This window comes from Marinobacterium sp. YM272 (assembly GCF_050908845.1).
GTDB lineage: Bacteria > Pseudomonadota > Gammaproteobacteria > Pseudomonadales > Balneatricaceae > Marinobacterium_D.
In genome coordinates this window covers 2675571-2691398 of record NZ_CP194171.1, presented here as the reverse complement: position 1 = coordinate 2691398, position 15828 = coordinate 2675571, and the positions used below count along the sequence as shown (strand labels likewise).

The window sequence follows — 15828 nt, the reverse complement described above, 5'->3', positions numbered from 1 at the left end:
ATCGTGCAGGATTCAGCTGACGTCGTGATTGACAGTCTGGTCACTGACAGTACATTCAAGCTTCGCTACAGCCAGTTTTACTGGAAAGACTCCGGGGAAACCGGGTATGCGGGCAGCGACCGTGATGAGTGGGTACATGCGCTGCGCGCTGATTACAGCTCGGGCTACCTTTTCGATTTTATCGGCTTCGATTACAGCTTCGCGCTGGCCGACGACCTGTATATCGGCGATAACATCACGAATACCAGTAACCTTAAGTATGACCCTACGGACCCCAACAATCCGGATAGCTTTGCCGGCACCACCCAGGCTTTCCTGAAAGCCAAGCTGGGTGATGAAAAAATGGGCCTGGACATGAGCCTGGGTCAGAAACAGCGCCACCGGTTCCTGCTCGATGATAACGAGACACGCATCCTGCCCTCCAGCACTGTAGGTTACGACCTGGATGCTCATGTCGGGTCGCTGAAGTTCTACTACACCGAAATCGATAAGCAGAGTCCCCGTGATGATGACTACTGGGGACGTGATCTGACCAACTTCTATGGCCAGAAAATCGACTCGGTGCGGACCTACGGTGCCAGTTACAGCTTTGACAATGGCCTCAACCTCGCGGCGGCGGAAGCCATCTCAGATGACTACCTCAAACGACAGGCTGTGAAAGCTGAGTTCAAACTGCCGGTGGCTGAAGGCAATCTCAAATTCAACCTGCTGGCAGCTCGAGAGCAGGATGACGGCGATCTGTTCGAGTATGCCGGTGTACCCGGCTTTATTGCCGCCACCGACGACTATGAAGCGCGTTATTGGGAAGCGGGTGTAACCTACTCGCGCGACGGATATTACGTCGGCCTGCTGCACTCGAAGGTAACCGGTGACGACTTCAACCGCCTGCAATTCAGCCGTGATTACGGCGCCTCCTACCGTGCTGCGAACCTCTTCTACGGTTTTGTACTTGAAGACGAGGCGATGTGGAAACTCAAGGCCGGGACTAATTTTGCGCGCTGGGGTCTGCCCGCTATGCGTTGGGATATGCACCTGGCCTACTCGGACGGTGCTGCTGGCTTCGACGGTTTCCGTCGCTACGAGGCCCAGAGTGTCCTCAGTTACCGCTTTAGTGGCAAGCTCGATGGCCTGAGTCTGGCCTGGCTGAGTGTGACCCACGACACCAAGGGTACCCCCGATGGTGTGAACCGCACCTTCAGCGGATACAACATCACCCAGCACGATGCGAACCGCATTTACGCTAACTACGACATAAAATTCTAAGGGATTTTCATGAACTCTTTCACTAAAGCCCAACAGTGGAGCGAACTGGACGATTCGCTGGTAGAGGCGATCACTCGCAATGCCGATAAAGTCTGGGAATATGCAGAAGTCGGTTACGAAGAGTTTAAGAGTAGTCGCACTCTGGTCGACTGGATCGAGTCCGAGGGGTTCGAGATCACCGAGCGCAACGTTGGCGGTATCGATACTGCCTGGGTCGCAAGCTTCGGCTCCGGCAGCCCGGTGATCGGCATCCTCACCGAGTACGATGCGCTGCCTGATCTTGGCAACGAGCCGGTACCGAGCGAGACCCCCCGCAAGGACGGCACCACCAGCGGCCACGGCTGCGGCCACAACCTGATCGGCACCGGTGCCATCGGCGCCGCGGTGGCACTGAAGCGTCGCATGGAGAACGCCGGCATCACCGGAACCCTGCGCGTCTACGGTTGTCCGGCGGAGGAGCTGCTGGCCGGCAAGAACTACATGGCCAAGGCCGGCGTGTTTGACGACCTCGATGCCTGTCTGCACTGGCATCCGGCGAACATGAACACCACCTTCAACCTAGCCACCGTCGCCTCGGCGGACCTTCGCATCGCGTGGCAGGGCAAAAACGCCCACGCCGGCGCCGCCCCCTGGGAGGGGCGTAGCGCGCTGCACGCCAGCGAACTGTTTGCCCACGGCATCAACACCATGCGCGAGCACATCGTGCCGGAAGCACGTATGCACTACTTCCTTGAGAACGGTGGCAGTGCCGTCAACGTGATTCCGGACAATGCCAGCGTTGTTTTCCGCTACCGTGGACCCAATGCAGCCGACGTGAAGAAGAACCTGGACTGGATCCGGGACATCGCCAAGGGCAGCGGACTGATGACCCAGACCAGGGTCGAGATCACTGAGATGGCCGCCTGTTACGATGTACTGCCGAACCAGGTGCTGTCCGATCACATGTACGCCCATATCGAACAGTTCCAGCCGCCGGTATGGACCGAGGAGGAGCAGGCCTTTGCCCGCACCCTGCAGAGCGAAGCCGGCTACCCGGAAGACGGCATGGCGACCGATATGGCCCCCGATTTCCGCGGCGCCAGCATGGGCGCTTCGACCGACGTCGGTGATATCAGCTACATAACGCCGACCATGGGTATCCTGGTCGCTGCCTGGCCGACTCACGTGCAGGCGCACCACTGGGGCGCCACCGCCTCCAACGGCACAACTCTAGGCCACAAGGCTGCGATCAAGGCGGCGCAGGTACTGGCGGCCACCGGTTTCGATCTGCTGACCGACCCCGAACTGCTTGAAGCGGCCACCGCCGAGTTTAAGGAGCGTACCGGTGGTAAACCCTATGAGAGCATGTGCACTGCGGAGGCCCATCCGGTCATCCTTCAGCGCTATGCCCAGGCGGGTGACGGTGCCTGCGGCTGCATCGGTGATAGTCTCGGAAAAGAGTAACTGAGGCGGGTTCGACGCCCGCTCCTTGCGGGCGTCGACTCGGATCGAAAGCGAACAGCCCCAATCGCCTGAGAAAAACATCACATAACTATGATGAACTCTGATTCGTCGACCACCTAAGAATGGTTTCTAAGACAATAAAATCCTGATTGCCTTACTTTCCTGAAGCATGCCTTACACCGAGGTGCGGTCCCCTGTATCGGAATTAGAGAAACTCTACACAGTATTCAATAAAGGCCGGTTCTCTAACTCAGTGACTTGGCTTTTATCCACTTGGTCCAAATAGATGAAACCAAAATGGTCACCCTTTCCCTGGGTATGCTTTGCGATGTGTGTTGGCGTTATGAGCACAGCGCTGATCAGTCCGCTTTACGGCCTCTACAAGGAAGCCTGGCATCTTCAAACTAGCGATGTATCGGTTATCTACGTCGTTTATATGGCGGGAGCGCTGTGTGGCCTACTGTTCCTGGGTCGATTATCCGACCGAATTGGCTTTCATAAAGTCATGCAAATTTCCTTGGGTCTTATCCTCGTTGGCACGCTGCTGTCGATGTTGGCCTGGAACACAACCAGCCTGAACGCGGCCCGCCTGATCGTCGGTCTGGCATCCAGCCTGATGACGACAGGCGCGTCTGTCGGCTTGAGACTGCTGTTATCCAGACACAACACGCGAAAGGCTTCCATGCTTACAACCGTGCTGATTGCGCTCGGCTTTGGACTTGGCCCTCTGGTGGGCGGAGTCATAGGTCAATGGGTCACCAACCCGCTTGTCATGGCTTATGTGCCAACCCTCGTATTGGGTAGCCTGGGAATTTATGCACTGCGACGCATCTCCATTCCCGATCATGTCAGTGCTATCACTGCCTCTTCTCAGCCTCTAGCTGGCGACTGGAAACAATGGCTGCCAAAACTGACCTGGCCTCAGTCGTCTGACTCGATGGCGTTTATATTGACGGTTATTTCCGCGTTCCTCGCGTTCAGTGTGTTTAGCTTATATGCGTCGATGGCACCGCTGTTTCTGGAAAAGATGATCGACTGGCAGGGGCCCTTCATCAGCGGGGCTGCGATTGCAGTAATATTGCTGATTTCGGCGGGTGTACAACTACTTGTCGTGCGTCTGCCGACTCGTTGGAGTGGCTTTGTCGGGTTTAAGGCTTTCGCTCTCTGCAGTGCTCTTCTGTTAGTTAATCTCGAGCTTGGCTCGATGCTGCTGCTCGCAGCAGGGATTCTGGTGACAGCGATCGGTCACGGAATGTGCCTGCTGGCAGGTATGAATATGGTGAATCGCATCGCTGAGTCACACAATCACTCGGGATTACTTGCCACCTACCTCGTCGTTGGTTACTGCGGCAGCATGATCCCCATTCTGGGAGTCGGCTGGATAGCCGACTACTGGGGCATGCAGATGGCTGTTTCCCTGTATTGCTATGGCGTTATTGCCATCGGCGTGATCGCTGCGTTCTGCTTTTTCCGGCATCCGCGGATGCTTGGTGAGTAATGACTGCTGTTGCACAGATGTGACGAGCTATATCCGGGCTGGTTATACCGGTTTTATAAATCTCAGAAGAGCGCCTGCTGCACACCAAAAGAACGGCTAACCTGGTGCAATTATTTAGGATCAGGTGGGTAGAAAGGGATGCTGACAGGAAGGGGGACTTGCTAAGTAAAAGGGCATCCATCGTCGATGGTATGCCCCTTAAATCGCGGTAAAGCGGGATATTAGCCGCGGTAATAGCGCTGCTCGACGAAAGGCATCTTGGTAACGGTCATCGGCAGTAGCTTGCCGCGCACACTGGCAAACACGACCGTATCGAGGGCGGCGTGTGCAGTGTCGATGTAGGCCATAGCAACCGGTTTACCGATGCTGGGGCCAAAGCTGCCGCTGGTGACCTGGCCGATGCGGTTGCTGTCGGTATCGAACAGTTCGGTACCTTCACGCACCGGTGCACGACCTTCGCCGACCAGGCCGACCCTTTTACGGCTGAATTTTTTATCGGCGATCTGCTGCAGGATGCGTTCAGCACCAGGGAAGCCACCGGCACGGGCGCCATCAGCACGGCGAGACTTGGAGATCGCCCAGATCAGACCGCCTTCCACCGGCGTGGTGCTGGTATCGATATCGTGACCGTAGAGGCAGAGACCAGATTCCAGGCGCAGCGAGTCGCGCGCACCGAGGCCGATCGGCTCGATCTCGGGCTGTTCCAGGAACAGACGGCAGAGACGATCCGCGTCGGCAGCCGGAATAGAGATCTCGAAGCCATCTTCGCCGGTGTAACCAGAGCGGGAGACGTAGCACTCGACGCCATCGATCGGCATCTGGCGGGAGTCCATGAATTTCAGTTCTGCGACTTCCGGTGCCAGGCGGGCAACGGCGGCGGCAGCCGTCGGGCCCTGAATGGCAACCAGGGCGCGGTCTTCCAGGACTTCCAGCTCAACGCCGGGATCCAGGTTGGCTTTGAGGTGAGCAATGTCCTGCTCTTTGCAGGCCGCGTTAACCACCAGATAGAGCCAGTCGCCATAGTTTGTGACCATCAGGTCATCAAGGATGCCACCGTCGGTGTTGGTGAACAGGGCGTAGCGCTGTTTGCCCACCGGCAGGTCGATGATGTCGACCGGTACCAGGGATTCAAGGGAGGTGGCGGCCTTATCGCCACGCAGGCGGACCTGGCCCATATGGGATACATCGAACAGGCCGGCCTGGCTGCGGGTATGTTCATGTTCTTTTTTTACGCCGGCGGGGTACTGCACAGGCATGTCATAGCCGGCGAAGGGAACCATGCGTGCGCCGAGTTCGATATGCAGGGAATGGAGTGGGGTAGTCAGTAGTTGAGCTTGAGTGTCGGCCATCGCGGATCCTCTCGATGAAATCTGATTATCGGTTCTGTCTATGTGCTCTCTGAGCGCTGCTCTTCAGCTAAGCGCACAGGTATGAAGCCACAAGAAGGAAAAAGTTTCCAATAGGAAACACGGTAGGCTTTTAGGCGTCGCTTTTCAAGTAAAATATGCCGCTCAGTCGCATTCTTGGAGCTGTTTGGCTGACTGAATATTTATGTATATCGCTATACAGGGATGAATTTTGATTGTGGAGAAACAGATCAGAGGTCAGTAAATACGGTATTTATGGCGATATTTTTATTTTTATAGTTTCTTGTGTTTCCGATACGAAACTTTTGTTGTTTTTGATGGATTGTGTTGATAGGCTTTATGCCAAATTCGAGTTCGATGCGGGAGCGTTGACCATGTCACTCACAATCTTTGATCTATTCAAGGTCGGTATCGGCCCATCCAGCTCGCACACCGTCGGGCCGATGATCGCGGCCAACCGCTTTGTATCTCTGCTGCGCAGCGAAGGGCTTTTTGCGGCGGTAGGGCGAATCCGGGTGGAACTGTACGGCTCACTGGCGATGACCGGTAAAGGGCACGCCACCGATACCGCGGTGATGCTTGGCCTGCTCGGTGAAACGCCTGAAGGTGTGGACCCGGACCAGGTAGCGGAGCTGGTTGCACAGATTCAAGACAGCAAAACGCTCCAGCTTGGCGGTGAGCAGCTTATCTCCTTCGATCCTGAGACATCACTGATCTTCAACTTTGGCAGTTCTCTGCCGCGTCACCCCAATGGTATGCGTTTTTACGCCTACGACGCCCAGGGCATCGTCTGCTGTCAGCGCAGTTATTATTCGGTGGGTGGCGGCTTCGTCATGGACGAAGACGCAGACGATGCGGTGGTGGATTCGCTGGAAACTGCACCTGTGCCGTACAGCTTCAATAGTGGCGAGGAGTTGCTGGCGCTGTGCCGTCAGGAGCAGAGCAGCATCGCCGACATCGTGCTCGGCAATGAGCTGGCCCGCCTGGGTAGCGTAGAGCAGGTCAACGAAGCGGTGCTGGAGATCTGGCAGGTGATGGATGCTTGCATCCGTCGCGGCTGTGAGCAGTCCGGTGAGCTGCCGGGTGGGATCAACGTCAAACGCCGTGCACCACGTCTGCACCAGGTGCTGACCGGTCATCCGGAAAGGGCGATGAAAGACCATCTTCTGGTGATGGACTGGGTCAGCCTCTATGCCCTGGCGGTGAACGAGGAGAATGCAGCGGGCGGCCGGGTTGTGACCGCGCCGACCAATGGTGCAGCCGGTGTAATCCCCGCGGTGCTCGCTTACTACGACCGTTTTATTCCTAACGCTGACGCGAAAGGCATCGTGCGTTTCCTGGCCACTGCAGCAGCGATCGGCATGCTCTACAAGCAGAACGCTTCCATCTCCGCCGCCGAAGTGGGCTGTCAGGGTGAGATTGGCGTGGCCTGTTCCATGGCCGCCGGCGCGCTCTGTGCGGTACTGGGCGGAACCAACGAGCAGGTCTGTAACGCTGCCGAGATCGGTATGGAACACAACCTGGGGCTGACCTGTGACCCGGTCGCTGGGCTCGTGCAGGTGCCCTGTATCGAGCGAAACGCCATGGGTGCGATGAAGGCGATCAATGCGGCACGGCTGGCACTGCATGGCGATGGCGAGCACCGGGTGTCGCTGGACTCGGTGATCGAGACCATGCACCAGACCGGACTGGATATGCAGGAAAAATACAAAGAAACCTCAACCGGAGGCCTGGCCGTCAACGTCGTGGCCTGCTGATCCGGCTTTAATCGAATACATATGGGTGATAAGTCTATGAATACGCTAAACACCGACGCTTTTTTTGCTGATGACCTGGCAACCCGCGATGCCGACGTGATGACGGCGGTAGAGCGCGAGGCCGTACGCCAGGAAGAACAGATTGAACTGATTGCCTCCGAGAATATCGTTTCCAAGGCGGTGATGGAGGCGCAGGGCACTCTGCTGACCAACAAGTACGCCGAGGGTTATGTGGGTCGTCGTTACTACGGTGGCTGCGAATATGTCGATGAGGTTGAGGCGTTGGCGATCGAGCGCGCCAAGACTCTGTTCGACTGCCAGTTCGTCAATGTGCAGCCGCACTCCGGTGCCCAGGCCAACGGTGCCGTGTTCCTGGCGCTGCTGCAGCCGGGTGATACGGTGATGGGTATGTCCCTGGATGCCGGTGGTCACCTGACTCACGGAGCGCGTCCGGCGCTGTCCGGCAAGTGGTTCAACGCCGTGCAGTATGGCGTGGACAAAGAGACCCAGCAGATCGATTACGATGCTGTCGAAGCCCAGGCGGTTGAGTGTCAGCCCAAGCTGATCATTGCCGGTGGTTCTGCGATTCCCCGTACCCTCGACTTCGCCCGTTTCCGTGAGATTGCCGACAAGGTCGGTGCCTACCTGATGGTGGACATGGCGCATATCGCCGGTCTGATCGCCACTGGTGCGCATCCGAGCCCGCTGCCCCACGCCCATGTGGTGACCACTACCACCCATAAGACCCTGCGCGGTCCCCGTGGCGGCATGATCCTCTCCAACGACCTGGATCTCGGCAAGAAGATCAATTCCGCCGTTTTCCCGGGTCTGCAGGGCGGTCCGCTGATGCACGTGATCGCCGGTAAGGCGGTTGCCTTCGGCGAAGCACTGCAGCCGCAGTTCAAGAGCTATATCAGCCAGGTGATCGAAAACGCCCGTGTGCTGGCGGCCACTCTGGTGGAGCGCGGTTGCGATATCGTCAGTGGCGGCACCGACACCCATCTGATGCTGGTGGATCTGCGACCCAAGGGGCTTAAGGGCAACCAGGTTGAGGAAGCGCTGGAGCGCGCCGGTATCACCTGCAACAAGAACGGTATCCCGTTTGATCCGGAGAAACCGATGGTGACCTCCGGTATCCGTCTCGGCACACCGGCCGGAACCACCCGTGGTTTCGGTTCTGAAGAGTTCCGCCAGATCGGACAGCTGATCGGCGATGTGCTCGATGGCCTGGCACAGAATCCGGACGACAACAGCGCCGTCGAACAGCAGGTGCGCGAACAGGTGCAGGCGCTGTGCAAGCGCTTCCCGCTCTATCGTTGAGTTAGTTCTATTTACAGTTCCCTTACCTGAGTCGGTACGCGTGGTGCGCCGCGTGTACCGGCCTTTTTTACGATTTTTTCAAGATTTGAAGGCGGCGCTGGACGTTTCCGCGCGAGTAGCCTTTTAAAGGAGTCAAACAATGAGCAATGTCCCGACCAATCTGAAATACGCCAAATCCCACGAATGGGTCCTCGAGCAGGGCGACGGCATCGTCACCGTTGGTATCTCTGATCATGCCCAGGAGCTGCTGGGCGACGTGGTTTTCGTCGAACTGCCGGAAGTTGGCACTGAAGTCAGCCGCGAGCAGGAGTTCGCGCTGGTGGAGTCGGTCAAGGCCGCATCCGATATCTACGCCCCTGTGGCCGGTGAAGTCATCGAGGTTAACGAAGCGCTGAACGACAGCCCGGAAGTACTGAATGAAGAGCCCTATGAGGGTGGCTGGCTGGTGCGCATCCGTCTGGAAGAGGGTGAGACTCTGGATCACCTGCTCGACGCCGATACCTACACCAGCGAAGTGGCTGACTAAGCCGGGCTTATCCGATCATCGCAGCCCATCTGGATAGCGCGGGGTAGATCTCCGCGCCGATCAATCACCTACCGCTCAGGCACGCAGTCCAGGGCGGCCATTAACACAGGTTACAAGCTATGTCTTTTGAATCGCTCTCTATTAGCGACCTGGAGCAGAACAACGCTTTTACCCGTCGTCATGTGGGCCCTGGTGCGGCCGAACAGCTGGCGATGCTTGAGCAACTCGGTGTCGAATCCCTCGATCAGCTCATCGCACAGACTGTACCGGAAACTATTCGTCTGTCCGATGATCTGGGCATGGCGGCCGGTATCGATGAAGCCGAAGCACTGGCCGAGCTGAAGGCGATGGCAGACCTTAACCAGGTCAACAAGTCCTATATCGGTATGGGCTACTACAACACCCGCCTGCCCAATGTGATCCTGCGTAATGTCATGGAGAACCCGGGCTGGTACACCGCCTACACTCCTTACCAGCCGGAGATCTCTCAGGGCCGTCTCGAAGCGCTGCTGAACTTCCAGCAGATGGTTATGGACCTGACCGGCATGCCGCTGGCGAACGCCTCACTGCTGGACGAAGCCACCGCTGCCGCCGAAGCGATGACCCTGTGCAAGCGCTCCAGCCGCAAGAAGAGCAACCTGTTTTTCATCGCTGACGATGTGCATCCGCAGACCCTGGACGTGGTTAAAACCCGTGCCGACTATTTCGGCTATGAGCTGGTTGTCGATGCGGCCAGCAACGTCGCAGAGCACGACGCCTTTGGTGCGCTGCTGCAGTATCCGGGCAGCTTTGGCGATATCAGTGATCTCGGTGAGCTGATCGAGTCCGCCAAGGCGCGTGACATCAAGGTGGCTGTCGCCAGCGACCTGCTGGCACTGGTACTGCTGAAGTCCCCGGGTGAGCTTGGTGCAGACATAGTGCTCGGTTCCTCCCAGCGCTTCGGCGTGCCGATGGGCTACGGTGGTCCGCATGCAGCGTTTTTCGCTGCGAGCGAGAAAATGAAGCGCTCGGTGCCGGGTCGTATTATCGGTGTTTCCGTGGATTCCCGTGGTGAGCAGGCGCTGCGCATGGCAATGCAGACCCGCGAACAGCACATCCGTCGTGAGAAGGCGACCTCAAACATCTGTACCGCCCAGGCGCTGCTTGCCAACCTGGCCAGCTTTTACGCGGTTTACCATGGACCGGATGGCCTCAAGCGGATCGCTGAGCGCGTCCACCGCCTGACGGCGATCCTGGCGCTGGGCATGGCCGACAAAGGGCTCAAAACCAACGCCTGCTTCTTCGACACCCTGAGTTTCGAAGCTGACGCCGAGGTCTACGAGCGTGCACTGGCCCGCGGCTGCAACCTGCGTGTTATGAACGACAAGGGTGCGAATAAAGGGCGTTTCGGCATCAGCCTGGATGAGACCACCACGGCAGCGGATGTAAGCGAACTGTTCGAGATCCTGTTTGGTGAAAACCACGACCTGAATATCCTCAATCTGGACGATCGCATCCGCGATGGTGAAGCGATCGGCATCCGCGCCGACCAGCGCCGCGAAGACGCGATTCTGCAGCACCCGACCTTCAATCGCTACCAGAGCGAGACCGAGATGCTGCGCTACATGAAGAGCCTGGAGAACAAGGATTACTCGCTGGTACACGGCATGATTCCGCTGGGCTCCTGCACCATGAAGCTGAACGCCACCGCCGAGATGATTCCGGTCACCTGGCCCGAATTCGCCAATATGCATCCGTTCGCGCCGCTCGATCAGGCGCGGGGCTATCACAAGATGCTCAAGCAGCTGGAAGAGCAGCTGGTTGAGATCACCGGCTATGACCGTGTCTCGCTGCAGCCTAACTCCGGCGCCTCCGGCGAATACGCCGGCCTGATGGCGATCCGCAAATACCAGGAGTCTATCGGCGAGGGACATCGTGATGTCTGCCTGATTCCGTCCTCTGCCCATGGCACCAACCCGGCTTCCGCCGCGATGATGGGTATGAAAGTTGTCGTGACTCTTTGCGACGAGCAGGGCAACGTGGATCTGCATGATCTGGCCGAAAAGGCGGAGCTGCATGCCGAGAGCCTGTCGGCGCTGATGATCACCTACCCGTCGACCCATGGTGTCTACGAGGAGGAGATCGTCGAGATCTGCCAGATTATTCACAAGTTCGGTGGCCAGGTGTACATGGATGGCGCCAACATGAACGCCCAGGTGGGGCTGGCCAAGCCGGGCCTGATCGGTTCCGACGTGTCGCACCTGAACCTGCACAAGACCTTCGCGATCCCGCACGGTGGCGGTGGCCCCGGCATGGGCCCGATCGGTGTCAAGGAGCATCTGGCTCCGTTCCTGCCGGGCCATGTGGTCAGCCCCATCGAATCGCTGCCTGCCGAAGGTGCGGTTTCAGCGGCACCTTTCGGTTCCGCGTCGATCCTGCCGATCACCTGGATGTACAACCGCATGCTTGGTCGTGACGGCCTGAAGCGCTCTACCGAGGTGGCGATCCTCAACGCCAACTATCTGGCCGAGCGGCTGAAGTCCGATTACCCGATTCTCTACGCCGGACGCAACGGTCGCGTGGCGCACGAGTGCATCATCGATATCCGTCCGCTGAAAGAAGCCAGCGGCATCAGCGAGGAGGATATCGCCAAGCGTCTGATGGACTACGGTTTCCATGCGCCGACCATGTCCTTCCCGGTGCCGGGTACGCTGATGGTGGAACCGACAGAGTCGGAATCCAAGCTCGAACTGGACCGCTTTATCGAAGCGATGCTGAGTATCCGCGCAGAGATCCACCGCGTGGAAAACGGCGAGTGGCCACTGGACAATAACCCGCTGACCCAGGCTCCGCACTCCCAGGCGGATCTGGCAGCCGATGAATGGAATCGCCCCTACTCGCGGGACGAGGCTGCATTCCCGACCGAGCGTGCCAAGTCGCGCAAATTCTGGCCGGCAACCAACCGCGTGGACAACGTCTATGGCGACAGACATTTCATCTGTTCCTGCCCCGATATTGAGTCCTATATGGACTGAGGCCTTGGGCCGCAGACCGTTCGGGGGCTGATGCCCAACAAGGGCGGTGGTGGATCTCCAGCTGCAGGTTCGACGTTAGCGGGTGTAAGAGTGACCAGGGATGGACGCAGCAAACGATCCGCCCTGTATCCTTGGACCGGCTAAATTCGTCGCAGTGGCTGGAGACCATTGAAGCAAGATGTTGTTTTACCCGGCAATATCAGCTTTTGCCTGCAGAACCAGCAGTGTGCGGTCCCCAAGGGGGCCGCTGCTGTATCGTTCCAGGTCGTTGCGTACCCGCGTGACCAGGTTCTCGGCTGTGCCCGGGCCAAGTTCTCGCAGGGCAAATTCGAGCCCTGCTATCCCGTAACGCTGGCGCTCATCATTCAGCGCGTCTACCACTCCATCCAACGCGATCATCAGGATATCTCCCCGGGAGAGCTCTAAATTAACGCTCTGAACGGTTTCAATCCTTGGCCCCAGTCCCAGAGGGCCTGCTTGAGCGGCCAGCTGATCAGTGTTCTGCCCGCGCCGTAACAGCAGTGGGTCCATGCCAAGACCTAACGCCCTGACGCGCTCTCCAGCTTTATCGATCCCCAGCAGCCAAAGACCGACGGGCCCAATCCCGGCAAGGTCTTCATCGACAAAGGTTTCCAGGCGCTTAACCAGTGCAGGCAGGTCCGTACTTTCGTGAGCAGCGGCGCGCAGTGCGGCACGTAACTGGGTGCCATGAATCGCCGCATCCAGGCCATTTCCTGGTAGTTTGAACAGCGCCAGCAGCAGAGTCCTGTTGCCTGGGCCGTCATCATTGGTCAGGTGGATGGCATCGTAAAACTCGCCGCCCACCGCTTCTGAAGACTCATGCCATACATGGATGTCGAGATTGGGCGGGGCGGGCAGGCGTTCCGGCACCAGCCTCTTGTGAATCGATCGCGCCACACGCAGATCTTCCCGTGCCGCCGAGAAGGTTTGCAGTGCCGCACGCATCCGCTCCAGAGTCGCAGATAAATGGCGGATCTCCATGATATTGGACTTTACCGGCTTCACCGGCTCGAAATTCAGCCGTTGCATACGGTTACCGTTATCGGTCAGTTGCTGTAGCGGCGCTGCGTAACGGCGCGACAGCCACAGGGCGCGCAGCATCGCCAGCAGCAACACGGCGGCGGTGGTCACGATGATGATCAGCCCCGAGTTGGGCAGGGCCTCAAGCAGTTGCTCCTCCGGTACCACTGCACCTATCCAGATGTCATCCGATGTTCGGAGTTTGGAGCGGGTGATTTCACCCCACCAGGATTCCTGATCATGCATGAACTCAACAGGAGACCCCGGCAGGGTTGTCTGCGTTTCCAGTGCGTCGCTGACAAAGCTGGCCAGCGGGCCGCCCAGCTCGGCGGGTCGGCTCAGGACAAATTCGATCATGGTCGCTTCATCATTGAAGCGCTCATCGGCGGGTACACCCACCACCAGCATGCCCTGGGGACTGTCGGGTTTGCCCCTTAGTACGAACACCTTGCCGTCCCGGCCCTCCACAAGATTCGAGGTAAAGCGGCTGATGTCAGCCAGCAGAATATCGAAACCCAAAACCACGACCTGTCCCGTGCGGGTTCGCTGCGCGAGGCTCAGGGTCAAGCCCGGCTCCTGGGTGGTGAAAAACTTGTAGGGGCGGGTCCAGTAGATCCGCTCACGAATGGGGGCATCATCCCCAAGTTCGGCAAGCAACTGCAGAGCGCCCTGGTGCCAGGGGCGTTGTCTCGCATCGTAGCTGAGTTCGCGTTGCTGGACAGGCCTGGGATCATCCTGTGCACTCCATTCGCGCCACTCTTCCCGGCTTCCCCAGGATATCGGTTTGGTAAGCCGGCTCTGCCAGCGACTGCCGGACTGGAGCAGCATGTATTCATCGCCATTTTCATGGGCATACATGACCGAAGAGAGTTGCGGCAGCCTTTCGATAAGCGGGGTGAAATAACGGTCCAGGCTCTCTACGGGAAATTGCTCGAACTCACCGCTGATGGAACGCTCGGCTGAAATTTCGATGCCAGCCTGAACGGTCTCAAAGAAACCCGTGATTTTCGCATCGGTGGTGGCGATCACCTGATTGGTCAGCGCACCGGACAGCCTTTTCACCGTTCTGTCCGTCACAAAAAGGGAGGTAAGCAGCAGGATAATCCCGAGGAGAAGGACTCCCGATGTGAGGTTGAACAGCAAGCTTTTCTGGAACGGAACAGCCCTGTTTCTCATCTACCCGCCCTCAGGTGGTTAGCGCGACGATTTGAGAGCAGATTACTATAATCCTTTGAATCAGGTTAGCCAGGCGTAGTCATGTCTCCACCCACGCTAATATCTCAAGTGTCAGCAGATGCGATGACAGATCGGCAGAAGAGCTTTGCGCAGGATAAGGGTCCCCGAAACCCGGTTATCGTGATTCCGGGTGTGCTGGGTTCCAAGCTCGTGGCGGATTCAGCGTCGCAGTCCGTCTGGGGCGAATGGTGCCCTGGATACACTGACCCTGCCTCCAGTGAGGCGGCGCAGCTGTTTGGCCTGCCGATGGAGATCGGCACTCCTCTGGATCGGCTCCGCAGCGGCAGTCAGGTTGATGGCGTGTTGGGCATTGTGCGTGGTTCGATGATTGGTGTGCCGCTAAAGCTGACCGCCTACGGCGATGTAATGAGTGCTATGGGGGTTCAGAGCTTCGCCGATACCTTTGCCGAACATCCCGGCGAAGGCAATGGCGCTGAGGCCTTCGAGTTCAGTTACGACTGGCGCAGAAGTCTGGATGAAAGCGCTATCGCTTTGCAGGCTTTTATTCATCGCGCCACACGGTTCCTGCAGGTGCAGCGCAACAGCAGCGATCCGATTCGTTTCAATATTGTTGCCCATTCAATGGGCGGGCTTTTATTACGCTACTTCCTTCAATATGGTGGCCAGCTGCTGCCCTATGACGGCTCGGGACCCCGTCTTAACTGGGCGGGCGCGGCATACGTCGACAAAGCGGTGATCATCGGAACGCCCAACGCCGGTGCCGTGCAGATGCTGGACAGGCTGGTACAGGGTATCCCCGCTAACCCCATTCACCCTGCGTACGGCCCGGTACTGGTGGGCACCTTTCCCTCCGGCTATCAACTGTTGCCGCGCCCCAGGCACAGGCCGCACGGCAACAGAGATAACAACATTCTCGATGCTGATTTCTGGCTGTCCCGCGACTGGGGGATAACCGCCTCCTGGCTGGATGAAGAACGTGCACGTCAGCTGCCGGGCCTGTCTTCGCCAGGCCGTCGACTGGAGGTCGCCGAGGATCATCTGCGTAAGTGTTTGCACAATGCAGAGGTTTTCCAGCGGGCGATGGACCGGCCGCTGGAAGCGGTGCCGGATCACCTGGAGTTTCACCTTTTCGTCGGTGATGCGCAGCGCACGCCTTCGGAGTTTGCTGGGGAACGTGGTGACAGGCAGCTAAAGTGGGTCGCGTACGGGCCGGGTGACGGCACGGTGCTGGCCAGCAGTGCGCGGCTGGATGAACCGGGTAACGGCTCGCCCATTCCGTGGAACAGCATCACCGTTTTAAAGAGCAACCATATGGGCCTGGTAAAAGACCGACAATTACTGGGCAAGGTGCTTGAGCTGATCGGCAGCTAACCGCAGGGCAGGGCGGTGCAATCAGCGCCGA

10 protein-coding genes are annotated in these 15828 nt (G+C 58.2%); 8 read left to right on the top strand and 2 right to left on the bottom strand.

The features are described 5' to 3' along the window. The first annotated feature begins 24 nt into the window (after positions 1-24). The 3 genes from ACQUQP_RS11910 (at position 25) to ACQUQP_RS11900 (ending at position 4204) form a co-directional block, all read left to right on the top strand. Positions 25-1263, top strand: coding sequence for an OprD family outer membrane porin (locus ACQUQP_RS11910; protein ID WP_432695249.1), 1239 nt, complete (start codon positions 25-27; stop codon positions 1261-1263). A 9-nt stretch (positions 1264-1272) separates the two neighbouring features. Then, a complete protein-coding gene (locus ACQUQP_RS11905; protein WP_432695248.1) occupies positions 1273-2706 on the top strand; it encodes an amidohydrolase in 1434 nt (477 codons plus the stop codon). Positions 2707-3049: 343 nt separating this feature from the next. After that, complete coding sequence (locus tag ACQUQP_RS11900) at positions 3050-4204, top strand: MFS transporter (protein ID WP_432695247.1); 1155 nt, start codon at positions 3050-3052, stop codon at positions 4202-4204. Positions 4205-4425: 221 nt separating this feature from the next. On the opposite strand, the gene gcvT is transcribed toward ACQUQP_RS11900, so the two are convergent. After that, entirely contained in the window at positions 4426-5553 is a 1128-nt protein-coding gene (gcvT, locus tag ACQUQP_RS11895; RefSeq protein ID WP_432695246.1) for a glycine cleavage system aminomethyltransferase GcvT, read from the bottom strand. A 392-nt stretch (positions 5554-5945) separates the two neighbouring features. Between gcvT and ACQUQP_RS11890 the strand changes: the two genes are divergently transcribed. The 4 genes from ACQUQP_RS11890 (at position 5946) to gcvP (ending at position 12188) form a co-directional block, all read left to right on the top strand. After that, positions 5946-7328, top strand: a complete 1383-nt coding sequence (locus tag ACQUQP_RS11890; protein ID WP_432695245.1) for an L-serine ammonia-lyase — start codon at positions 5946-5948, stop codon at positions 7326-7328. Positions 7329-7364: 36 nt separating this feature from the next. Next, positions 7365-8648, top strand: coding sequence for a serine hydroxymethyltransferase (gene glyA, locus ACQUQP_RS11885; RefSeq protein ID WP_432695244.1), 1284 nt, complete (start codon positions 7365-7367; stop codon positions 8646-8648). Between the two features lie 139 nt (positions 8649-8787). Then, positions 8788-9174: a glycine cleavage system protein GcvH gene (gcvH, locus tag ACQUQP_RS11880; RefSeq protein ID WP_432695243.1), complete on the top strand. Its 387-nt coding sequence runs from the start codon at positions 8788-8790 to the stop codon at positions 9172-9174. 119 nt (positions 9175-9293) lie between these two features. Continuing rightward, positions 9294-12188 carry an aminomethyl-transferring glycine dehydrogenase gene (gene gcvP / locus ACQUQP_RS11875; RefSeq protein ID WP_432695242.1) on the top strand — a complete coding sequence of 965 codons (2895 nt, stop codon included), beginning with the start codon at positions 9294-9296 and terminating at the stop codon, positions 12186-12188. A gap of 186 nt (positions 12189-12374) precedes the next feature. Here gcvP and ACQUQP_RS11870 read toward each other — a convergent pair whose 3' ends face one another. Next, complete coding sequence (locus ACQUQP_RS11870; protein WP_432695241.1) at positions 12375-14291, bottom strand: SpoIIE family protein phosphatase; 1917 nt, start codon at positions 14289-14291, stop codon at positions 12375-12377. Positions 14292-14528: 237 nt separating this feature from the next. Here ACQUQP_RS11870 and ACQUQP_RS11865 point away from each other — a divergent pair, with 237 nt between their 5' ends. Continuing rightward, positions 14529-15797, top strand: coding sequence for an esterase/lipase family protein (locus ACQUQP_RS11865; RefSeq protein WP_432695240.1), 1269 nt, complete (start codon positions 14529-14531; stop codon positions 15795-15797). The last annotated feature ends 31 nt before the right edge of the window (positions 15798-15828 follow it).